Consider the following 21,947-nt stretch of genomic DNA (forward strand, 5'->3'; position numbering starts at 1 on the left):
TTTATGATAAACGAGGCGTTAGATGAACTCTTTTTTTATAACTGCGACAAATACAGATGTTGGCAAAACTTTTATAACTTGTGCTATTTTACAAGCTTTTTTAGATGCTAAATTTAATGCAAAAGCGATAAAGCCGGTTCAAACTGGTTGCGAAATTTGTGATGGAAAACTTAAAGCGCCAGATGTAAAAGAGTATGAAAGAATAAATCCTAAAAACGACTATGAGCCACTTTTTGCTCTTAAATTTCCAGCCTCTCCACACTTTAGTGCAAATTTAGAAAATGTAGAAATAAAAATGAGCGCGATTTTACGATATATAGAAAATCACGCAAAAAATGCCGATATAACGCTAGTTGAAGGCGCTGGTGGGCTTTTTGTTCCTTTAAACGAGAGTGAAAATTTCATCGATGTTATAAGCGCTAGTCAAATTCCAGCAATTTTAGTAGCTAAAAATGAGCTTGGATGTTTAAACCACATACTACTTAGCATTGAAGCTTTACAAAATCGTGGCGTTAAAATTCCGCTTTTAGTGCTAAATTTTCATGATGAAAATGATGAAATTTGTCTTTCAAATTTAGATTTTTTAAGAGCTAAATTTAAAGGCGAAATTGTTTGCGTACCAAATCAAAAAGATGCTAGTATAAAAACAGCGGCGGCTAAATTTAGCACTTTTGTCAAAACTCAAAGCAAGCTTTTAAAAGAGCAAATTTTTAAAAACGATAACCTTGAATTTGATAAAAAACATCTTTGGCACCCTTACACCTCGGCACTTCATCCACTTAAAACACATGAGGTTATATATGCAAAAGGTGCTAAAATTTACACAAAAAGTGGTGAGTTAATCGATGGTATGAGTTCGTGGTGGTGCGAAATTCATGGGTATAACAACGACGAGTTAAACGCGGCTGCAACGGCGCAAATTCATAAATTCTCACATGTTATGTTTGGTGGGCTAACGCATGAGATGGCTATCAATTTAGGCAAAAAACTGCTTGAAATCATGCCTGAATTTAATCAAATTTTTTATAGCGATAGCGGTTCAGTTAGCGTTGAAGTTGCCCTGAAAATGGCACTTCAATACCAACAAAACAAAAACAAAGAAAAAAATCAAATCCTAACAGTGCTTGGCGGATATCATGGCGATACGTTTGGGGCGATGAGTGTGTGTGACCCACAAAATGGCATGCACTTTTTGTTTAATGGTGTTTTAGCAAAGCAGATTTTTGCTCCTAAGCCAAAATGCGCGTTTAACAAGGATTTTGACCCGCATTCTCTTGATGAGATAAGCCAGATTTTCCAACAAAATCAAAACAAAATCGCAGCTTTAATCATAGAACCAATTGTTCAAGGGGCTGGTGGAATGTGGTTTTATCACCCTAAATATCTTCGTGGACTTAGGAAGTTGTGTGATAAGTTTGGTGCGCTTTTGATTTTTGATGAGATTGCGACTGGATTTGGAAGAACGGGCGAGATGTTTGCATATCAACACGCTGGAATTTCTCCTGATATTATAACCATAGGCAAGGCTCTAACTGGTGGATTTATGAGCTTTGCGGCGACTTTGACGACAAAAGAAGTAGCGCATGGTATAAGCCAAAATGGCGGAGTTTTCATGCATGGACCAACCTTTATGGCAAATCCTTTAGCATGTGCGGTAAGTCTTAAAAGCATAGAGATTTTAATGCGTTCAAATTGGCGTGAAAATGTAGCTAAAATAGAACAAATTTTAAAACAAGAGCTTGCAAAATGTGCTAAATTTAGCGTAGTTCGTGATGTTCGCGTTCTTGGAGCTATTGGCGTGGTGGAGCTAAAAGAAGATGTAAATGTGCAAAGCTTGCAAGAGTTTTTTGTCTTGCGTGGAGTTTGGATACGTCCATTTGGTAAAAATATATATCTTATGCCGCCATTTATCATCTCAAAAGATGAGCTTGTAAAGCTAACAGATGCGGTTTGCGTAGCGATTAAAGAGGATAAATTCAGAGGATAATTTTAAACCTTTATGCGGTTTTACTAGCTTTTTAGATGTTTTGAGTGTAAAAATATGTAGCAAATTTTAGTTATAAACAGATACTAAAACGTATAAATTTACTTTTTTACAGCCACAAGTTTGGCTATTTTGATTTTGTTGGACTAAGGCTGCTTTTTAACTAAAATCATTAAGCAAACTCGCACGTTAACTGTGCTTGAAATTATAAAAGAGTTATTGGTAAATACAAACTATTTTAGCAGTTATTCTGCGTGGTTTGGCGCAATTTTACTGGCTAAGCTTGCTTTAGTAAAAAGCAGTTTGTCAGCCAGCGTTTTTGTTATGATTTGTGATAATGAAATTAAATTTGTCGTTGTATGATACTTGTTTTATGGAGTTGGAGTTGGCGCTTGTGCAGTTATGACAAAAGTGCTTTAAGCTATCATTTTGTAGAAAATAAGGTGTGTGTTGGCAAGCATGGTTAAGTCTGTTTTTGCTATAATTTTTCATAACATATGCCATGTCTTTAAGTAGAAATTTGGAGTTTATCGCCATGCTTAATGATATAATGTTGGCATTTTAAACAATAGCGCATTTAAAGGGTAAAATTTGGACAAAGAAAGCTATATATTTAACAAATTTAAAAACTCGCTAAACGGCGATGATGGCGCAGTTGTTGGCAAGTGTGTTTATAGTAAGGATTTGTTTGTTGAGGGTGTGCATTTTAGGCGAGAGTGGATGAGTCTAACTCAAATCGCAACTAAAAGTATGCTAGTAAATATCTCTGATGCAATTGCTATGAATGCTGTTCCAAAATACGCGCTTTTGGGAGTTTCCTTGCCAAAAGATATAAGCGTTGGCGAGATTGATGAACTTACAAATGGGTTTTTAAAAATTGCGCGTGAGTATGGGGTGCAAATCATCGGTGGCGATACAATCAGCGATGAAAAAATCGTTATTAGTATAACAATCATCTCAAAAACAAAAAATCCGATTTATAGAAAAGGTGCTAGCAATGGGGATTTGCTAGCTTTTACTGGAAATTTGGGAGATGTAAAAAAAGAGTTTGAAATCCTTGAAAATGGTGGTAAGATTTCAAATGATTCTAAATTCTACATTCCAAATTTAAAAGACAAATTTTTTTACAAAGTGGCTAAATTCATCAATGCGGCGATGGATATAAGCGATGGTTTAAGTAAAGATTTAAGTCGTTTGCTTAAGGTAAATTCTTTAGGATTTAAGCCGCTTTTAAAGCTTAGCAAAGATGAGCTTTGTAGTGGCGAAGAGTATGAAATTCTTTTTGCTTTTAAGCCAAAATTTAAAGATAAAATTTTAAAAATCGCTTGCAAAACTAATACTAAAATAACCATTTTTGGGCAGTGCGTTGAACTAGATGAGAATACAAAATTTATAAATAAGTGCAAAGAGCACCATTTTTAGGCTAAATTTAAGTTTTTATATAATTTCACATTATTTTAAGTAAAATTATATAAAATTAGATTTATGAACTGGATATATTTGATAGTTGGCGGTCTTTTTGAGGCTGGGTTTTCGGCGAGTTTAGCTAAAGCTGGGCAAAGTGATGGGCTTAAGTTTTGGCTTTATATAGGTGCATTTTTACTAAGTGTTGGCTTGAGTATGTTTTTACTGTATAAAGCCATGAGTGGGGATAATGCCATAGCTGTTGGGACTGCTTATACTGTTTGGGCTGGAATCGGCGCGGCACTTAGCGTGGTTTGTGGGATAGTCTTTTTTGGCGATGCGGTATCGTTTTGGCGGATATTTTTCTTAACTACGCTGATTTTATCAATCATAGGTCTTAAAATTGTAAGTTAAAACCCATCAAGCAAGATATTATAAAGCCTATTTACAGTTTCATCACTTAAATTTAGGCTTTTTTTTGTTTTAAAAAACTCTTCAATCTCATCTTTATCAAAGCCATTTTGATTCATACAGTGCTCATGCGATGGTAAAAAACCTCTTGCAAGTGCTACTTTATCACCAATCTCATAATCGCACAAAAAACAAAAATCGCAATTATGAAGCCTTCCTTCAGCATCTAAAATCTTAGCGTAAGCTTCGATAAAAAGGCGTTTTGCGTTTTGTTTATCAAGCTTTAGTGCGCACTCTTCAAGCACGTTAAAATAAATTTCTTCAACATCATTTAACTCTTTTAAATGTTCATAAAATAGCCTGATAAACTGCTGCCATAAAAAAAGTTTATCACGATTTATAAGCCATCTATGCCCAAGGTGCATTGTGTTTACAAGGCGTGGTAAAAAAGTCATCGAGTGCTCTAACTCAAAATCAAGCTTGTAACCTTGCGTGATTTTAGAGTGCCTAGCTCCATAAAATCTGTATGATTTGACTAGCGAAGAGTTAGTTAAAATGTAGACAATGCAGTCTTCATCTTTTATTTTTTGAATTTGTAAAATATATCCTTGCATGGGTTGTATTGTATAAAAATTAGGATTTAAATACAATAAATTTAGCTAAATTTAATGCTTGCAAAGGCGCAAAAAGGCTAAATTTAGTAAGTCTAAGCAAAGATAAGGAAAATTTAGTTATAATCATATAATTTTTGTATAAGGTTGATATAATGAATTTTGGTGATATATTTTCAAAAATAAGAAGGAAGCAAGCCGATCCTAGCGAGGCACCAGCGCATTGGATTAAGTGTCCAAACTGCCACTCTTTGATGTATTATAAAGAGGTGGAGGCTTGTCATAATGTCTGCCCAAAATGCGGTCATCACATGAGATTAACAGCAGATCAAAGAATAGCGCTTTTAGCTGATGAGGGAAGTTTTGTTGAATTTGATAAAACTCTTGAGCCTGTTGATCCTTTAAAATTTGTCGATAAAAAATCATATAAAAAACGAGTTAGCGAAAGCGAAGCAAAGACAGGAAGACACAGCTCTGTTATAAGTGGCGAGGCTAAAATCAATGGCGTTGATGTAGAGCTTGTGGTTTTTGACTTTGCTTTTATGGGTGGAAGCTTAGGCTCAGTTGAGGGCGAAAAAATTGTAAGAGCGGTAAAACGCTGTATAGAAAAACGAAGAGCATTAGTCATAGTAAGCGCAAGTGGCGGCGCTAGAATGCAAGAAAGCACCTACTCTTTAATGCAGATGAGTAAAACTTCAGCTGCGGTTAAAAAACTAGCAGATGAAAAACTACCATTTATCTCAGTTTTAACAGATCCAACAATGGGCGGCGTGAGCGCTTCTTTTGCGTGGCTTGGCGATATTATCATGGCTGAACCGGGCGCTTTGATTGGGTTTGCTGGACAAAGAGTTATAAAGCAAACGATTGGAGCGGATTTACCAGAAGGTTTCCAACGCTCTGAGTTTTTACTAGAACATGGGCTGATAGATGCCATTGTTGCTAGACAAGATCATAAAAAATACATCAGCGATATGATAGAACTTCTTAGTAAAACTAAAAAAGATGAAAAAGCATTAGCTGCGTTAGAAGATAAAAATTTAGATAACGAAGATGATGAGGAGTAGGCTTGGAGATATCGGTATACTCTATACAAAAAAATAGCGATGAGTTCAAAGAGCAAATTTTAGAGTATATAAAGATGTCAAAAAAGTATGCTAAGATAAACGATACTACCATTTTTAACGATAAGATAGCAAAAGCACAAGCAAAGTCAAAAGATGAGTCTTTGCTTGCTTATGATAGTATTTATGAGCCAAAAATCAAAGGTTTTTGCATAGCACTTGATGAGAGTGGAGATATGCTAGATAGCAAAGAATTTGCACAACTTATCTCATCAAAAAGCCAAATTTCGTTTTTTATAGGTGGGGCGTATGGGCTTAGTGGTGAATTTAAGAAAAAAATGGATAGAATAGTAAGCTTAAGTAGGCTAACTTTAGCACATAAAATAGCCAAACTTATGCTACATGAGCAGATTTTTAGGGGACTTTGCATAAATGCAAATCACCCATATCATAAATAAAGGAAACGCGTGAAGAAAAGTGAGCTTGAATTTTTTAAAAAGATGCTTGAAGAGCGGCGAGTTCAAATAGTTAAGAACATAAATGTCTCTGCAAATGAGATAAATGAGCTAAGAGAGAGTGGGGCTGTTGATGAGTTTGACATGGCAAGTATAAACAGCGACTCAAATTTAGAATACTCTATAAGCGCCAAACAAAGAGAAGAGCTTTATGATATCGATATATCTTTATCTAAGATAAAAAATGGAACATATGGAATTTGCGAAATGTGTGAAGAGGAGATTAGCGTGGCGAGGCTTAAAGCAAAACCAAATGCTAAACTTTGTATATCTTGCAAGGAAATTTCAGAAAAAAATAAGGTTTAGAAGGATAGTTTATGAAACTCAAGCAATTTATGGTTTATTCGCTTATTTATATAGGTTTGGTTGGAATTTTAGTTTTTGTGCAAAACGGTTCTAGTTTTACTGCGTCGATTTTCGGGATAGGACTTACGCTTCCGGTGGCGCTTTGGTTTGTGTTGCCGTTGCTTTTGTTTGCGATTTTGACTTTGCTTCATATGGCGTATAATGGCTTGTCTTTATATAGAAGAAAAAAGGCTATACAAAGCGATTCTGCGCTTTATGAAGTCTTTGCAAAAGAGATACTCTTAGCTGTTGAGACCGATAAAAAGTTCAAAACAGAAATTTATAAAACTGCAAAAGAGGTAACTAAATTCTTATCTCCGTGGCATGAAAATTCTGTAGAGATAGACAACAAAGAGATAGTAGAAATCATAAATATGCTTAAAATGCTTAAAGATGGCGAGGTTGTCGAGCTTAAAAAATACAAGCTTGATAAACAAAATCCAATCTATATAAAAAATGAATTTAACAAACTTGCGCACGATAGCGCTTACGCTAGCGAAATTTTAAAAAATGGTTCAAATTTGGATGAAAAATTAGTTAAAAAAGCTCATGAAGTTTTACTAAATACAGCCTCATATTTAGAAATCAAAAAGTATCAAACAGTTATTACAAAAGAAGATGCTTTGGCGTTGATTAACAGATATGAAAATGATACTAATTTTGAAATGTCAAAAGAGGACTTTTATGCTCTTATAGTAGCGGCAGATTACTCAGAGAGCGAGTATATACAGCTTGTGAAAAAGCTAAGAGATAGGCTTAATCCTGAGATTTTACTTGCTATGTTTGATAGACTTAAAAATGAAAAAGAAGATGCAGGGGAAGCGTATTTATACCTACTTTATGAGCTTGGTATGATAGATCAGCTTAAAGAGAAGCTAGCTTATAGCGATGGCGAAGAAAATGAGAAATTTAGCCTACTGCTTCAACTACGAGAAAATGGCAAAGCCATACCAGCGTCATATCTTTTTTGATGATAGATTTTTTAAATAAACCTCTTTTTTTAGCTCCTTTGGCGGGTTTTTCAGATCCGCCACTTCGGAGCGTTGTAAAGCAGTTTGGTTGTGATGTTACGGTTAGCGAGATGATAAGCTCAAATGCTCTTGTGTTTGAAAATGATAAAACGTTAAAAATGCTAGAAAAAAGTGAGCTTGAGACGCCATTTATCGTTCAAATCGCAGGAAGCGACGCTTTGGTTATAAAAAAAGCTGTTGAGGTGATTAACAAATTTGATGGGATTGATGGGATTGATTTAAACTGTGGATGTCCAGTTCAAAAAGTTGTCAAACAATGCGCTGGTTCGGCACTTTTACTTGATCTTGATAACTTATCGACGATACTTGAAACGATTAGAAAATACTCAAACAAAAAGCTACTTAGCGCAAAAATTAGGCTTGGTTTTGATGAGAAAATTCCTAGAATTTTAGCTAAAAGAGTTGAGGACGCTGGAGTGGATTTTATCACAGTTCATGGGCGAACTAGAAGTGGCGGATATAGCGCAAAGGTCGATTATGAGGCGATTTTAGAAGCCAAAGAGGCAGTAAGCATTCCTTTGGTTGCAAATGGAGATATAAGTTCGCAAAATGCTAAATTTATTTTAAGCGCGACAAAAGCTGATGGGCTGATGATAGGGCGAGGAAGTATCGGCAAGCCGTGGGTTTTCCATGAGATAAAAACTGGCGATAGCGTAGATGAAACTACTAAAAACCGCATTATTTTATGTCATTTTGAAGAGATGATAAAATACTATGGAGCGCATGGAGTAGCCATTTTTAGGAAACATTTGCACGAATACTCAAAGGGTTTGGAAAATGCTTCAAGCTTTCGAGAAGAGGTAAATCATATAAATGATTGTGATTTGATGAGAGATAAAATTTTGGAATTTTTTAAAATTTAAATTGCTAAATTTAGTTATATCATTAAATTCTGCTCTAATGTAAATTTAACTTTTAATTTAGCTTAATTAAATTGTTTCTTAAAAATAGTTGCAAAATACTTCGCGTAAAATCTCTTATATTCGCATGCAAACTTGCAAAATCTAAAATTTTAGCCAGACTTAAGCAGCTGTTTATAGTAAAATACTTAAATTTTTTTATAAAAATCTCTATTTTGATACTAAATAAAATATTTAAAGCACTTGTGACAATTTAAATTTAAGATATGTCTAATAAATTCTATCTTCTTTTAGCGCGGCAAAATATATGTTTGAGAAATTTGGTTTTAAAATTTAATCTTTAAATTTAGTTTTATTACAACTTAAATTTTGTCTAAAAATTCTTTGTATTTTTAAGTGTTAAAATTTCTTTTGCAATAAATTCTTGTGGCATCTGTCATAAATTTTTTATTTTAATTTAGGTTCAAGACAAGTTAAAAACTTTTAAAGGGGTTTTTAACTACTATGCTGTCGATGAAAAACAAATACATATACCGTTTCCTAATTTCTGAAAAGAAATTTCGTGAAATTCTCAAGTATTTTTGCCTTGATTTAGAAGCTGTAAAGATAGCTGAAATTTGTAATACTTCTAGAAATTCTATCAATAAAATTCTAAAAGAGATAAGAATTTTAATGGCACAAGAATGCGAGAAAATTTCTAAATTTGATGGCGAGATAGAAATAGATGAAAGCTACTTTTTACTTCGCTTTGCTAGTAACTGTAAATAGAAGAAGCTAAAAGAGTAAGAGGCAAAAGAGGCAGGTGCAGCTAATAAACAACCAGTATTTGGTATGTTAAAACAAGATGATAAGGTCTATACACAAGTAGTTAAAAACTGCAGTGCAAGTGAGCTAGTGTCAATATTAAGAGAGTTTAGTGAGCTAAATGAGAGTATTATTTACTCTGATAGTTGCAGAGCTTATGATGGTTTAGTGGATTATGGAGCAAAAGCTCATTACCGTATAAAACACTGCAAAAATGAATTCGCTAATGGTAAAATTACATAAATGGTATAGAGAATTTCTGGGGTTATGCAAAGCATAGGTTAAGTAAATTTAAAGGCATAAAAAAGATAATTTTATATTGCACTTAAAAGAGTGTGAATTTAGGTTTAATAACAGAGAAAACTTATATCAAATTTTACTTAAATTGATAAGAGAAAATCCGCTTAACTTGTTTTGAGCCTTGAATTTTTATCTGATTTATCTGTTATGCTTGATTTTAGTGCATTTTAAAATGTGTTTAAATACAACTGTTGGATTTGCTATTTTAAACTCAGCTTTAAATTTAACTGTATTTCTGTGAATTAAATTTTATTTTCAACATTTAATTCATAACAAAAAAGTATAAATACTTCTAAATTTGATAAATAAATTTACAAGTTTTTCATAAATTTAACAGTATAAATTTTATAACAATTTTAAAATTTTAAAACACGTTTTAAAACTAAAAATTTGTAAACCATTCTAAATTTCATAGCCATTTGATTAATTTATTAGCTAAATTTATTAAGATTTCCTACTTTGGCACTTTATTAAACAAATTTTTTGAGTTGATTACTGCAAAGAATTTAAATGCTTATCAGCTTATTTCTAACAGTTTTTATCGCATAAATATAAAGAAATATTCGCTAATTTCAAAGAAGCTTTACAAAATAATAAATTTAAAAACTGGTTGTATAAAAAGATAAATTTAGTTAGAAAATTTTAAAAATAGCAGGATAAAAGAAGAGTTAAAGAGGGCAAAACACCCTCTTAGTTTTAAAATCTATGTCCGATTGTAAATTCGATACTACTTGTATCATCGTATGGTTCATCATTAAGCGGATTTACCCAAAACAGTTGAAGTGGTCCAATCGGCGTCATCCACTCTATACCAGCGCCCGCGCTGTATCTTTTAGCCTCATTCCAACTATCATCGCCTATCGTTCCATAGTCAAAGAAGGTAACAAGTCTCATTTTAATTCTCTCAATCAATGGCATACTTAGCTCAACAGAGTTGTTAAAACTCTTTTTGCCGCCTATTTCGATGTATTTGCAGCCTTTATTAGGTAAGCAAATTTGCTTTTTAGGTATGCTTCTGCTATCAAATCCACGAACCGATTTCATACCGCCAAGAAATAACTTTCTATTAACCGGCATCTCTTTATCATCAAATATATAGCCAACATCAGCTTTATATCTAAAGATTAAATCCCAACCTATAATATCTTTCAAGCCATAATACCAGTCAAAATTCGCCATAGCTTTTGTATACTCGATATCGCCACCAACGCCAGCATACTCAAGGCTTGCACCAGCTATGATACCGCTTCGTGGTATGTAGTAGTCATCGGTGTTGTTAAATCTAATTGCTGGTATAACTGAGCTTTTTATATTTTTGCCATTTTGATATCCAGCTGCTGCGTAAAACTGATCTAAGCCTTTTATCTCAGACTGCTCTATTTGATAAGTAAGTGAAGCTATGGTATATCTTCCAAGTTTCCTACCTAGAGTTATATCAAAACCGTAAGCATTTTCTTCATAGTCATCCCAGTCCCAATCTCTAGCATAAATTTGCCCACCTAAACTATACTCAGAGTCAAAAACACGAGGGTTTGTTACACCTATGCTTCCGCTTAGTTGATCATCACTTTTATCTACGCTAATATGCCCTTTCATACCGCTTCCAAAAACGTTTTTATCGCTTACTGCAGCACTTAGTAAAAGCCCATCGCCACTTCCATATCCTATACCGCCGGTTATACTTCCAGTTGGAGCTTCTTTAACGGCTACGTTTAAGTCAATCTCGTTATCATTTACTCTAGTTTCTGTTACTTCAACATCATCAAAATACCCAGTTCTTCTTAAAGCATTTCTAGAATCAACCAAATCAGTTCTATTATATAGTTGCCCCTCTGTTAGATACATCTCTCTTCTAATGACTTTATCGGCTGTTTTTTCATTGCCTGAAATGGTTACGTTTCTTACATAAATTTGTTTTTTAGGTATTACAACATAGTTGATAGCTACTGTTTTATCATCTTTATTTGGCGAAAGTTGTGGGTTTATATCAACATAAGCATAGCCTTTGTCTGCTACTATGTTTTTTATAACTTCCATATCTCTTCTTAACCATTCTGAATTCATAGTATCGCCAGCTTCTAGTTTTAACTCTTTTATGACTTTTGTTGTGTCAAGCTCTAACTCATCTGGAGCTTCTATGCTAATATCTGTTACTTTGTATTTATCGCCTTCGCTTATGTAGTATGTAAGTTCGGCTGTGTAGTTGTTAAGATAAGCATTTAAATACGGGTTTGATACTTTTGCATCAAGATAGCCTCTTTTCATATACTCATCTTTAATTCTTGCTGGATCATTTGGTAGCTCTGGAGTTTTTAGTTTACCATCATTAAAGCCCCACATCCAGCCCATAAATTCTCTTTCTTTGTTTGCAACCGATGGCTCAATGTCGCCATAATCAAGCTTATCCGCACCTATTAAATTTACTTTATTTATGATGATATTTTCGCCTCTATTTACGATAACGCTTAGATGAAGTGAACTTCCATCTTCGTTTGCTGGTTCTTGATCTATCTCAACAACTGTATCAAAGTAGCCTTTTACTTCGTAAAATTGTTTAACTCTTTCTTTAACTCTTTTTAGCGCAACCGCGTCATAAGCTTGACCGGGTCTTAAGCCTATGATTTCTTCCATTGCGGTTCTATCGTTGCTTACAACGCCTTCTATATCAAGCTTTGATATAATCGGTTTTTCTTTTACGTGGATTGTGATATTTCCGCTGTTTTCTGCTATGTAAATATCATCAAAATAACCTTGATTAAAGAGATTTATTATCGCTTTATCTGTATTTTGACCAGTGATTGTGTCTCCGATTTTAAGCCCTGACATGTTTTGAGCAACTAACGGAGAAATTTGCTTTAATCCTTCGAATTTAATAGATTTAATCTCTACTCCAAGGACTAAATTCATAGAAGCAGCCAACAAAAATATAGTTTTTTTCATATGTTTTTACCTAAAAATGAATATAATTTGCGTATAATACCATAATAAAAGTTAAATTTTAGACAATACAAGGAAAAGTATGAAAATAGGCATAATAGGACTTGGACTCATAGGCGGTTCTTTAGGGCTTTGTTTGCGAGATATGAAGCTTATAACTTCTGTTAGCGGATATGATATAAGTAAAGAAAATGAAAAGTTAGCGCTAGAGCTTGGTTTAGTCGATGAGATACTAAGTTTTAACCAGATGAAAGAGAAGTGCGACATGATATTTTTAGCCATTCCTGTTGAGGCTATTATATCAACTTTGCAAAATTTAAAAGATATAGATAAAAACACGACTATAGTTGATTTAGGAAGTACAAAAGCTAAAATTTTAGATGAATGCCCAGCGGAAATAAGACAAAATTTAGTAGCAGCCCATCCGATGTCAGGAACAGAAAATTCAGGCCCAAGTGCGGCTTTTAAGGAGCTTTTAAAAGGCGCTGTTGTTGTGATTTGCGATGATGAAAAAACAGATAATTTACATATAAAACGAGCGGTTGAGCTTTTTTCATATGCTGGTATGAAAATCGTCTTTATGGATGCAAAAAGACACGATCATCACGCAGCTTTAATCTCTCATCTACCTCACGCTATAAGTTTTGCTATGGTAAATAGCGTCTTAAGAGAGGAAAACAGAAAAAATATCATCAATCTTTCTGGCGGAAGCTTTTCAGATGTTAGCCGTATCGCAAAATCTTCACCAGAGATGTGGACTGATATTTTTAAGCAAAACAAGGTAAATTTGTTAGCTTCTATAAGTGCTTTTAAAAACGAGCTTGACTCATGCACAAATATGATGGAAAACGAAGAGTGGGAAAAGCTAAAAGAGTGGATGTATGATGCAAGGGTTATAAGAGAATTCTTGTGATTTAACGTGAATTTATCGATAAAGAGTATAATAAATTTTTAGTTTAAATTTAAGGTTGATAATGAGAGGACGAAGAGGCAGAGGAAGTGGGGTTGTAGGGATATTTTTTCTTGCAGTCATAGTTGTTTTAGCTGGTTGTGGGTATTATTTATACACATCAAAAATTTTTGAAAGAAATGCGCCGGTTATAAATTTATCTAACCAAATTTATTGGAATTTAAAATCTAGCATTCCATTAATAATAAAAGATGACACCGGAATCAAATCAGCAAAAGTAAGTTTAAGCGATGGCAGCAAAAAGATAAATTTAATAGATACTAAATTTGATATAATAAAACCAGAAGTAAAACTAGAAATTTCACTACCAAAAGGCACTTTGCTTGATAAGAGTGCTAATTATCAGCTTGAGATTGAGGCAAATGATGTAAGTAAATGGAACTTTTTTACAGGAAATAAACTAGATGCTTTGATAAATGTAGCAGTTGATACACAAAGGCCAGATATTTATGTATTAAATCAATCTTATAAAATCACAAGAGGTGGCGCTGCTGCTGTTGTTTTTAGAGCAAGCGATGAGATGTTAAAAGAGCTTTATATAGAAACTAATGCTAAAAAGCAGTTTAAAGTCACGCCATTTCATAAAGATGGCTACTACGCCTCTTTAGTAGCATGGCCAGCGAGCGAAGATAGCTTTAGCGCTTATGTTATAGCAAAAGATATGGCTGGAAATGAGAACAGAACTCGCATAAAATACTATCTTCAAGATAAAAAATACAAAGTTTCAAATATTGCTTTAAATGATGAGTTTTTAGGTGGTAAAATTACCGATTTGGTAAATCGCTACGCGCAAGATCCTAGTCAAATTCAAGGAGTTGCGAAGTTTAAATTTGTAAATGAGACTCTAAGAAATCAAAGCGAAGGAGCAATCGGCTCTAAAACAAAAGATGTTTTAGAAGATAGCTTGAATAAATTTTTCTTAAAACCATTTTATCCGCTTAAAAACGGACAAGCTGTAGCTAGCTTTGGCGATCATCGTTTTTATAGTATGAACAAAGAGCCAGTTAGCGAGTCGTGGCATTTAGGACTTGATTTAGCAAGTATAGCTGGTGCACCGATAATCGCAAGTAATGATGGCGAGGTTGTATTTGCCGATGAAGATGGAATTTATGGGCTTGGAGTCGCGGTTTATCATGGGTTTGGACTTTATAGCTTATACGCTCATTGTAGCTCTTCAAATGTAAAAGTTGGCGATAAGGTAAAAGCAGGAGAAGTCATAGCTCATACTGGAAGCTCTGGACTTGCTTTTGGTGATCATCTTCACTTTGGAGTGATAATTCAAGGTGTTGAGGTAAGACCAGAAGAGTGGATGGATAAAAAGTGGATGGAAGATAACATCTATAAAATTTTAGAAAATTCAAGAAAAAGTATAGATAGCAGGAAATAAATTTCCTTGTATTTACTAAAATTTAGCTATAATTGATAAAAATTATGAATTAATAAGGACAAAGATTGAAACAGACAACAATAGCTAAAAAGGTTGAGGGCGTTGGAATAGGACTTCATAAAGGTGAACCTATAAAAATAACGCTTGAGCCATTAGAGGCTGATTTGGGTATTGTGTTTTATCGAAAAGATGCTGGAGTTAGCATAAAAGCTGAACCAGGAAATGTCATAAATACGCAGATGGCGACTGTTGTTGGAAATAAAACTGGCATTTATATCTCTACAATCGAACATCTTTTTAGCGCGATTAACAGCTATGGCATAGATAATATAAGAATAGTTTTAGACGCAAATGAAATTCCGGTTATGGATGGAAGTGCGATAAGCTTTTGTATGATGCTTGATGAAGCTGGTATTAAAACATTAGATAGCGATAAAAAAGCTATGATTATAAAGCGTGAAGTTGAAGTAAAAGAGGGTGATAAATTTGTAAGAATCAGCCCTAGCAAGAACCCTAAATTTGACTACACTATCAAATTTGACCATCCGATAATCGGTAAGCAAAACTATGTTTTTGAGTTTTCAAAAGATGGTTTTATAAAAGAGATTTCAAGAGCTAGAACTTTTGGATTTTTAAAAGATGTTCAAATGCTAAGAGCAAACAACCTTGCACTTGGCGGAAGTTTAGAAAATGCTGTTGTTATCGATGATAGTAGAATTTTAAATCCAGAGGGCTTAAGGTTTGAAAACGAATTTGTAAGACACAAAATTCTTGATGCGATTGGGGATTTAGCTTTAATAGGAATGCCTATTTTAGGAGATTATACAGCGTTTGCTGGAAGTCATGATTTAAACCATAAACTAACTCTTGCTATTTTAAGTGATGAAAAAAACTATGAAATAGTTACCTTAAATCAAGAGTTAGCAAAAGAGTACTCAAAAGTTTTTGCTTAGGTCATAGTCATTAAAAAAGTTAAAATTTTAGTCATATCGCTAGCAAGCCCTGTTTTAATAGGAATTTATGAAAACGAAATTCTTATTAAAACGCTTTCTAGCGATGAAAAATCAAGTGAATTTATCATTGAAGCTATCGAAGAAATCCTACAAAAATACCAAATTTCAGAAATCATTTATGCAAACGGACCTGGAAGTTTTATGGGCATAAAAGTTGCTTATGTTATCCTAAAAACGCTTAGTATAGTAAAATCTTGTCCGATGTATGCGGTAAGTGGCTTTGAGTTAAATGACAACCAACCGATTAGAGCAAATAAAAATTTAAGTTTTGTTTTAGAAAAAGATTTTAGCATATCTTTAAAAAAAGTTGAGCCAGTAAATTTCGAACTTCCGCAAGATTTATCAAATTTAAATAAATTTGATGATATACTTCCAAACTACATTATAGACGCAGTTTAGGAAAAAAATGAAGATTATAGTACCAGCAACGAGTGCAAATTTAGGACCGGGTTTTGATGCGTTAGGGCTTAGTTTAAAGCTATATAACGAGATTGAGATTACGCCACAAAGCTTTACTTGTATATCGATTAAAGGCGAGGGCAGCAAAAAAAACTCGATTAAGAAAAACAACTCATTTGTCAATATTTTTAACGAAATTTATCTCTCACTTGTTGGGAAAACAGATGATTTTAAATTCTCATTTACAAACAACATCCCATTTTCGCGTGGTCTTGGAAGTAGCTCTTCTGTGGTTATCGGCGCGATTGCAGCTGCTTATGAGATGGCTGGATTTAAAGTCGATAGAAATACGATATTAAACAAAGCAGTTTTTTACGAAAACCACCCAGATAACATCGCTCCAGCGACTTTTGGCGGTTTTACGTCTAGTATTATTGAAAATTCAAAAGTCTACACACAAAAAGCAAATTTAAGCGATGATATAAAAGCAGTCGTAGTTATACCAGATAAAGCGATGTCTACAAATGACTCAAGAAACAAGCTTCCTAAACACTACTCTATGAAAGATACAGTTTCAAATTTAGCCCACGCGGCGTTTCTAACATCTTGCTTTATAAAACAAGATTATGACAGTTTAAGAATTGCTTCAAAAGATATGATGCATGAAAATTTACGTATGCAAAGCCTACCAGAGCTTTTTGATGTGCGAAATATCGCTTATAAAAATGGCGCTTTAATGAGCACGCTTTCGGGCAGTGGCTCGACATTTTTAAATATCGCTTATAAAAAAGATGCACCAAATTTACAAAAACAGCTAGCAGAAAATTTTAAAGATTTTAGAGTCGAAATTTTAGATTTTGACAATGATGGATTTAAAATTATATCAAAAAGCTAAAAACAAGAAAAAAAAAGATATAATAAATGCTTAAAAATCATACTCCTAAAAGAATGTGTGTAGTCTGCAAAGCTAGGTTTACTCAAAACTCACTTTTCAGGTTAAGGATAAAAAACTTTGATATTAGCACGGATTGTGATAGCGGGAGAAGTTTCTATATATGTCAAAAGTGTATAAAAACTGATGAGAAAATTTTAAAAAAAATAATGTCTAAATTTGTAAAAACATCAAATTTAAATTTAGAAAAATTGAAGGAGAGACTCTTATATGGCGGATGTTCGCATACACGAAATAGCAACTGAACTTGGTTATACCAGTAAAGAGATCATAGAAAAAGCCCAAGAAATGGGGCTTAAAAAAATAAAAGCAGCAAACAGCGCCGTTACTGTCGAAGAGGCAGAGGCTATATACAACTACGTTCAAACAGGCGAACTTCCAAAAAAATCTAAGCCAAAAACTACAAAAAAAGTAGAAAAAGAAGAAATAGTAGAAGAGCCTAAAAAAACGCCTTCAAAAGAGAAATCAAAACCAAAAACTCAAGAAAAAAAAGAATCTGTAAAAAAAGAGCCTGCAAAAGAAGAACCTATAAAAGAAAAAGAGGTTGTAAAGGCTAAGCAAGAGCCTAAAAAACAGAGTGATGAAGAAGTTAAAGAGGTTATAAAAGCAGAAGAAAAACCTAAAACCGATGAGGTAGAAGTTGGTTCAAAGGTTGAAGAAAAAGCAGAAAAAGAGCCAGAAGTAAAACCTCAAGTTGCAGAAGAAAAAACGCAAAAAGAAGAGGAACAAAAACCGGTGTCCTTACAAGAAGAGATAATCAAGCAAGAGCCAAAGGTTGAGCCAAAAGTCGTTAAAAATGAGAGTTTAGCAGCTTCAAGTCTTCATAAAAGAAGAGGGATTGTTATAGTTAAAAAAAGAAAAGATATAGTAGCTCAAGAGCTTGCTAAGTCTCAACCAGCTAAAAAACAGGCAAATGAGAAGATAAATGTTGGTTTGGAAGCTATTTTTTCAAGTGCTGAAGCAAATTTAAAGAAAAAGAAAAAAGAGAAAAAGATAACTCCTGTTTCTAAAAAAGACTCTGCACAAAAAATAGAGCTTTTAGATAACAGAGATCTTAGTAGCAATACAATCATAGATGATGATGAGGGCATGGTTGTTTTACCAGATCTTACAAACAAGCCTATTCAAGTAGAAAACAGACCGCAAACCAAAAAACCATTAAACATCTATAAAACATCTCAAAATAATACTTTTGGAAACCAAGAAGGTGGCATTAGCAGAGGTTCTAGAAAAAAACGAAAAAGAGTCATCAGAAGTGAAGAGAGCGAGAATATAGTGGCTATTGATATACCAAAAGAGATAAGAGTGTATGAGTTTGCTGATAAGCTGAAAAAACAGCCTAGCGAAATCATATCAAAGCTATTTATGTTAGGTATGATGACAACTAAAAATGACTTTTTAGATGAAGATGCTATAGAAATTTTAGCCGATGAGTTTAAAGTAGAAGTCAATATCATCGATGAAGCTGTTGAATTTGACTATGTAAAAGCATACGATGATAACGAAAAAGATGATAAAGATATCATAGAAAGAGTTCCTGTTATTACTATCATGGGACACGTTGATCATGGTAAGACAAGCTTGCTTGATTATATCAGAAGTTCGCGTGTAGCAAGTGGCGAAGCTGGTGGTATCACTCAGCACGTTGGTGCATATATGGTAGAAAAAAATGGTAAGAAAATAACATTTATCGATACTCCAGGTCATGAGGCTTTTACATCTATGAGGGCAAGGGGCGCTGAGGTTACAGATATAGTTATCATAGTTGTTGCGGCTGATGATGGTGTAAAACCTCAAACAAAAGAGGCGGTAAATCACGCTAAGGCAGCCAAAGTTCCATTTATCATCGCGATTAATAAAATGGATAAAGAAACAGCAAACCCAGACTTAGTTAAAACTGGACTTAGTGAACTTGGTGTTATGCCTACAGAGTGGGGTGGAGACTATGAGTTTGTTCCTATTTCTGCAAAAACTGGCGCTGGTATAGATGAGCTTTTAGAGATAGTTTTACTTCAAGCTGATATACTAGAACTTAAAGCAAACCCTAAAAAAGCAGCAAAAGCAACCATAGTAGAAAGCTCGCTTCAAAAAGGCAGAGGCCCAGTAGCAACTGTTATCGTTCAAAATGGAACTTTAAAAGTAGGCGATACTGTTGTAGCAGGAGTTGCGTATGGTAAGATAAGAGCTTTGACTGATGATAAGGGAAAAACTTTAAAAGATATAAAACCGGGCGAGTGTGGTGTCATAATCGGACTTAGCGAAGTTCCAGAAGCTGGAGAGACTCTTATAAGCGTAGGAAGCGATAAAGAAGCTCGTGAGTATGCACACAAAATTTATGAACACCAAAGACAAAAAGAGCTTAGTAAATCAACTAAAGTTTCACTTGAAGAGTTAAGCGCTAAGATAGCAGAAGGTGAGTTAAAATCTCTTCCAGTTATCATAAAAGCAGATGTTCAAGGAAGCTTAGAAGCTATTAAATCAAGCTTAGAAAAACTAAGAAATGATGAGATAAAAGTAGATATCATACATAGTGGCGTTGGCGGTATCACACAAAATGACGTTGGACTAGCAAGTGCTAGTGAAAACTGTGTAATTCTTGGCTTTAACATACGCCCAACTGGCGAAGTCAAAGAAAAAGCCAAAGAGCGCGGAGTCGAGATAAAAACTTATAATGTTATTTATAACTTGATTGATGATGTTAAGTCTATACTTGGAGGATTGATGAGTCCTATTATTAGCGAGATAGAGATAGGTCAAGCAGAGATTAGACAAGTTATAGTAGTGCCACGAATCGGACAAATCGCTGGATGTATGGTAACCGATGGAAGTATTTCAAGAGGCGCTAAAATACGTGTTATACGCGATGGTGTTGTTACGTTTGAAGGAAATATAAGCTCACTAAAACGCTTTAAAGATGATGCAAAAGAGGTAGCAAAAGGCTATGAATGTGGCGTTGGTATCGAAGGATATAACGATATGAGAGTAGGGGATTATATCGAAAGTTATAAAGAGAAAGAAGAGGCGGCGGTACTTTAATGAACCCTCACGAGATAAGAAGACTTCGAACTCAAAGTGTGCTTAAAGAGCTTGTTCCTGAAGCGATATCGACTTTAGGAGATGCGACTTTAAGAGGACTTTGCGTGACAGATGTGGAGTGTAAAAAGGGCAGATATGATGCTTTTGTCTATCTTGATAAGATGATGTTGGATGAAAAAGAGCAAGAGCATGTGCTTAATCAACTAAAAAAAGTAAGTAGATATCTTGAGAACTATTGTATGGAAGCAGAAGGCTGGTTTAAAAGTCCAAAATTTCACTTTAAATTTGATGATATTTTAGAACGCCAAAACAAAATGGACGATTTGTTTGAGATTATAAGCAAGGATTTAAATAAAAATGGTTGATTTAAAAGCCCTATTAAGCGAGTGTGACGTTAGTTTATATGATGTTGAAACAGCTAATGAAAACAAAAGATTAATTTATAGAATTTACATAGTAAAGCCAGGTGGCGTTACTCTTGAAGATTGCGAAAAAGTTAGCAGACTTCTTTCTCCGATTTATGATGTTGAACCACCTGTAAATGGAGACTGGATACTAGAAGTATCAAGCCCTGGTTTAGAGAGAAAGCTTTCAAATTTTGAACATTTTTCAAACAGTATTGATGAGCTAGTAAAAATTACGTTAAATGATAAAAACGTAGTAGAAGGAAAACTCATAGCGTGCGATGATGAGCATATCGAAGTGCAAAGTGGCGAAGAAGTAGCTAAGATAAATTTTACTGATATTAAAAAAGCAAAAACATATATAAAGTGGTAGCTTTTAACTATACTAAATTTAAGGGCTATTTGTTCTAAATTTAGTTATATTTTATAAAAATATCTGTTTTAACTTGTGCGATAAACTTAAATTTATTACTAGTTTGGCTAAATTTTGTAATCAAATTTAGCTGTTTTTTGATTTATTGAGTTGTTTTATATAAATTTAGCAAAATACTGTACCAAAAGTAATATCGCAAACAAAATCATAACCCATTTTAAGAATTTCCTAAATGTCTGCTCGCTTAATGGCTTTACTATCTTCCTTGAGATATAAACAGCTGCAATACACGCTCCAACAGCCATCATACCGTATAAAAACTCACTTTTTCCAATTTCACCGTGACTAAAAAAAGTAGCGATTTGAGTTAGTTTGCTGGTTAAAAATGAAAAATTCATCACAACTATCGAGTCGTTCTTATCAAGTTTAAGCTCTAAGATTAAAATAACAATCACAACTAACATAACATTTACAAGTCCGCCAACAACTCCAGCAACTAGCCCAAAACAGGCTAACCCAACCATTTTATGCTTCTCTAAAAATGTGGTAAAATTTAGGTGAATTTTATCTTTTAAAAGATATAGTATAATAATTATAGATAATAATACTTTATAAATATCGCTAGGATAAGTTATTAAAATATAACTTCCGGCATAACTTCCAACTATGATAAACAAACTTAAAATAATATATTTTTTAAGCACTAAAAAGGCATTTTTAATCCCCCAAATGCTTATTAAATTCATAAAAAGAGTTGGAAAAAGGGTTAGTAAAATAGCCTCTTTTGGAGACGCAACCATAAAAAGCAGTGGCGTAGCGATAAGTGGGAAACCAAAGCCCGAAAGTGAGTGAAAAAATGCAGATATGAAACATATAGCTAAAATCGCATAAGTTTGAAACACAGATGACCTTTAATGCTTAGAAATTTACTTTAGATTTTCAAAGCCGAGTTTAATTTAAGCTAAATTCTATCTTAAAACTCTGAATTTGACTTAAAATATTTTAGTAATCACCAAAATTATAACACTATAAAAATATATTCTATAAGATAAATTTATCTCTTCTTCTACGCACCCCAAAAAGTAAAATAACATAAGCTAAATAATAAATTTTATTATTTACTAATTTTTAAAAATATACTAATATAATT

21 protein-coding genes and 1 pseudogene are annotated in these 21,947 nt (G+C 33.7%); 18 read left to right on the forward strand and 4 right to left on the reverse strand.

From position 1 onward, the window contains the following. The first annotated feature begins 22 nt into the window (after nt 1-22). Nucleotides 23-1,987, forward strand: coding sequence for an adenosylmethionine--8-amino-7-oxononanoate transaminase (gene bioA, locus CGEO_RS01885; protein ID WP_075539810.1), 1,965 nt, complete (start codon nt 23-25; stop codon nt 1,985-1,987). Nucleotides 1,988-2,290: 303 nt separating this feature from the next. On the opposite strand, the gene CGEO_RS01890 is transcribed toward bioA, so the two are convergent. Next, nucleotides 2,291-2,476: a hypothetical protein gene (locus CGEO_RS01890; protein ID WP_133147181.1), complete on the reverse strand. Its 186-nt coding sequence runs from the start codon at nt 2,474-2,476 to the stop codon at nt 2,291-2,293. Nucleotides 2,477-2,575: 99 nt separating this feature from the next. Between CGEO_RS01890 and CGEO_RS01895 the strand changes: the two genes are divergently transcribed. Then, nucleotides 2,576-3,406, forward strand: a complete 831-nt coding sequence (locus tag CGEO_RS01895; protein WP_075539809.1) for a thiamine-phosphate kinase — start codon at nt 2,576-2,578, stop codon at nt 3,404-3,406. Between the two features lie 63 nt (nt 3,407-3,469). Continuing rightward, nucleotides 3,470-3,802, forward strand: a complete 333-nt coding sequence (locus CGEO_RS01900) for a DMT family transporter (RefSeq protein WP_075493528.1) — start codon at nt 3,470-3,472, stop codon at nt 3,800-3,802. Here the strand turns inward: CGEO_RS01900 and recO are convergent. Continuing rightward, a complete protein-coding gene (gene recO, locus CGEO_RS01905) occupies nt 3,799-4,413 on the reverse strand; it encodes a recombination protein RecO (RefSeq protein WP_075539808.1) in 615 nt (204 codons plus the stop codon). The genes CGEO_RS01900 and recO overlap by 4 nt on opposite strands. Before the next feature lie 152 nt (nt 4,414-4,565). On the opposite strand from recO, the gene accD reads away from it, so the two are divergent. From accD to CGEO_RS01935, 6 genes and pseudogenes are all read left to right on the forward strand, one after another. Continuing rightward, the gene (gene accD, locus CGEO_RS01910) at nt 4,566-5,474 is read left to right on the forward strand and encodes an acetyl-CoA carboxylase, carboxyltransferase subunit beta (protein ID WP_075531394.1); all 909 of its coding nucleotides are present in this window, start codon (nt 4,566-4,568) and stop codon (nt 5,472-5,474) included. 2 nt (nt 5,475-5,476) lie between these two features. Beyond that, on the forward strand, nt 5,477-5,929 hold the full coding sequence (locus tag CGEO_RS01915) for a 23S rRNA (pseudouridine(1915)-N(3))-methyltransferase RlmH (RefSeq protein WP_075493522.1): 453 nt from the start codon (nt 5,477-5,479) through the stop codon (nt 5,927-5,929). Nucleotides 5,930-5,938: 9 nt separating this feature from the next. After that, complete coding sequence (gene dksA, locus CGEO_RS01920; RefSeq protein WP_075493520.1) at nt 5,939-6,292, forward strand: RNA polymerase-binding protein DksA; 354 nt, start codon at nt 5,939-5,941, stop codon at nt 6,290-6,292. Between the two features lie 11 nt (nt 6,293-6,303). Continuing rightward, nucleotides 6,304-7,302 (forward strand): hypothetical protein, encoded by a 999-nt coding sequence (locus CGEO_RS01925; protein WP_075539807.1) that lies wholly within the window; start codon nt 6,304-6,306, stop codon nt 7,300-7,302. Continuing rightward, entirely contained in the window at nt 7,302-8,225 is a 924-nt protein-coding gene (locus tag CGEO_RS01930; RefSeq protein ID WP_075539806.1) for a tRNA dihydrouridine synthase, read from the forward strand. The genes CGEO_RS01925 and CGEO_RS01930 overlap by 1 nt, the downstream gene beginning before the upstream one ends. A 501-nt stretch (nt 8,226-8,726) precedes the next feature. Beyond that, a pseudogene (locus CGEO_RS01935) lies at nt 8,727-9,444 on the forward strand (IS1595 family transposase). 578 nt (nt 9,445-10,022) lie between these two features. On the opposite strand, the gene bamA reads toward CGEO_RS01935, so the two are convergent. Next, nucleotides 10,023-12,266, reverse strand: coding sequence for an outer membrane protein assembly factor BamA (bamA, locus tag CGEO_RS01940; RefSeq protein ID WP_075494002.1), 2,244 nt, complete (start codon nt 12,264-12,266; stop codon nt 10,023-10,025). 79 nt (nt 12,267-12,345) lie between these two features. Here bamA and CGEO_RS01945 point away from each other — a divergent pair, with 79 nt between their 5' ends. The 9 genes from CGEO_RS01945 to rimP all read left to right on the forward strand — a co-directional run bounded on the left by CGEO_RS01945 (nt 12,346) and on the right by rimP (nt 20,797). Continuing rightward, nucleotides 12,346-13,176: a prephenate dehydrogenase gene (locus tag CGEO_RS01945; RefSeq protein ID WP_075540601.1), complete on the forward strand. Its 831-nt coding sequence runs from the start codon at nt 12,346-12,348 to the stop codon at nt 13,174-13,176. Nucleotides 13,177-13,237: 61 nt separating this feature from the next. Then, nucleotides 13,238-14,620, forward strand: a complete 1,383-nt coding sequence (gene pgp6, locus CGEO_RS01950) for a peptidoglycan metallopeptidase Pgp6 (protein ID WP_075540602.1) — start codon at nt 13,238-13,240, stop codon at nt 14,618-14,620. Between the two features lie 65 nt (nt 14,621-14,685). Beyond that, a complete protein-coding gene (lpxC, locus tag CGEO_RS01955) occupies nt 14,686-15,573 on the forward strand; it encodes a UDP-3-O-acyl-N-acetylglucosamine deacetylase (protein WP_075494008.1) in 888 nt (295 codons plus the stop codon). Between the two features lie 33 nt (nt 15,574-15,606). Then, nucleotides 15,607-16,032: a glycoprotease gene (locus CGEO_RS01960; RefSeq protein ID WP_082259007.1), complete on the forward strand. Its 426-nt coding sequence runs from the start codon at nt 15,607-15,609 to the stop codon at nt 16,030-16,032. Between the two features lie 7 nt (nt 16,033-16,039). Next, entirely contained in the window at nt 16,040-16,927 is an 888-nt protein-coding gene (gene thrB, locus CGEO_RS01965) for a homoserine kinase (RefSeq protein WP_075531474.1), read from the forward strand. A 53-nt stretch (nt 16,928-16,980) separates the two neighbouring features. Further along, complete coding sequence (locus CGEO_RS01970) at nt 16,981-17,229, forward strand: DUF448 domain-containing protein (protein ID WP_242647945.1); 249 nt, start codon at nt 16,981-16,983, stop codon at nt 17,227-17,229. Beyond that, nucleotides 17,195-20,020, forward strand: coding sequence for a translation initiation factor IF-2 (gene infB / locus CGEO_RS01975; protein ID WP_075540604.1), 2,826 nt, complete (start codon nt 17,195-17,197; stop codon nt 20,018-20,020). The genes CGEO_RS01970 and infB overlap by 35 nt, the downstream gene beginning before the upstream one ends. Next, nucleotides 20,020-20,385: a 30S ribosome-binding factor RbfA gene (gene rbfA / locus CGEO_RS01980; RefSeq protein ID WP_075531476.1), complete on the forward strand. Its 366-nt coding sequence runs from the start codon at nt 20,020-20,022 to the stop codon at nt 20,383-20,385. The genes infB and rbfA overlap by 1 nt, the downstream gene beginning before the upstream one ends. Further along, nucleotides 20,378-20,797 carry a ribosome maturation factor RimP gene (rimP, locus tag CGEO_RS01985; RefSeq protein ID WP_075540605.1) on the forward strand — a complete coding sequence of 140 codons (420 nt, stop codon included), beginning with the start codon at nt 20,378-20,380 and terminating at the stop codon, nt 20,795-20,797. Before rbfA ends, rimP begins: the two co-directional genes overlap by 8 nt. A gap of 155 nt (nt 20,798-20,952) precedes the next feature. On the opposite strand, the gene CGEO_RS01990 is transcribed toward rimP, so the two are convergent. Continuing rightward, nucleotides 20,953-21,699 carry a sulfite exporter TauE/SafE family protein gene (locus CGEO_RS01990; protein WP_075494020.1) on the reverse strand — a complete coding sequence of 249 codons (747 nt, stop codon included), beginning with the start codon at nt 21,697-21,699 and terminating at the stop codon, nt 20,953-20,955. Nucleotides 21,700-21,947 lie beyond the last annotated feature (248 nt).

The sequence above is a fragment of the Campylobacter geochelonis genome, from assembly GCF_013201685.1.
GTDB lineage: Bacteria > Campylobacterota > Campylobacteria > Campylobacterales > Campylobacteraceae > Campylobacter_B > Campylobacter_B geochelonis.

Coding starts and splice junctions, on each gene's coding strand:
- CGEO_RS01890 (WP_133147181.1), bottom strand. CDS start 2,476: ATGAAAAATTATAGCAAAAACAGACTTAACCATGCTTGCCAACACACA.
- infB (WP_075540604.1), top strand. CDS start 17,195: ATGGCGGATGTTCGCATACACGAAATAGCAACTGAACTTGGTTATACC.
- thrB (WP_075531474.1), top strand. CDS start 16,040: ATGAAGATTATAGTACCAGCAACGAGTGCAAATTTAGGACCGGGTTTT.
- recO (WP_075539808.1), bottom strand. CDS start 4,413: ATGCAAGGATATATTTTACAAATTCAAAAAATAAAAGATGAAGACTGC.
- CGEO_RS01925 (WP_075539807.1), top strand. CDS start 6,304: ATGAAACTCAAGCAATTTATGGTTTATTCGCTTATTTATATAGGTTTG.
- bioA (WP_075539810.1), top strand. CDS start 23: ATGAACTCTTTTTTTATAACTGCGACAAATACAGATGTTGGCAAAACT.
- CGEO_RS01930 (WP_075539806.1), top strand. CDS start 7,302: ATGATAGATTTTTTAAATAAACCTCTTTTTTTAGCTCCTTTGGCGGGT.
- CGEO_RS01900 (WP_075493528.1), top strand. CDS start 3,470: ATGAACTGGATATATTTGATAGTTGGCGGTCTTTTTGAGGCTGGGTTT.
- rbfA (WP_075531476.1), top strand. CDS start 20,020: ATGAACCCTCACGAGATAAGAAGACTTCGAACTCAAAGTGTGCTTAAA.
- accD (WP_075531394.1), top strand. CDS start 4,566: ATGAATTTTGGTGATATATTTTCAAAAATAAGAAGGAAGCAAGCCGAT.
- pgp6 (WP_075540602.1), top strand. CDS start 13,238: ATGAGAGGACGAAGAGGCAGAGGAAGTGGGGTTGTAGGGATATTTTTT.
- rimP (WP_075540605.1), top strand. CDS start 20,378: ATGGTTGATTTAAAAGCCCTATTAAGCGAGTGTGACGTTAGTTTATAT.
- CGEO_RS01970 (WP_242647945.1), top strand. CDS start 16,981: ATGTGTGTAGTCTGCAAAGCTAGGTTTACTCAAAACTCACTTTTCAGG.
- CGEO_RS01945 (WP_075540601.1), top strand. CDS start 12,346: ATGAAAATAGGCATAATAGGACTTGGACTCATAGGCGGTTCTTTAGGG.
- bamA (WP_075494002.1), bottom strand. CDS start 12,266: ATGAAAAAAACTATATTTTTGTTGGCTGCTTCTATGAATTTAGTCCTT.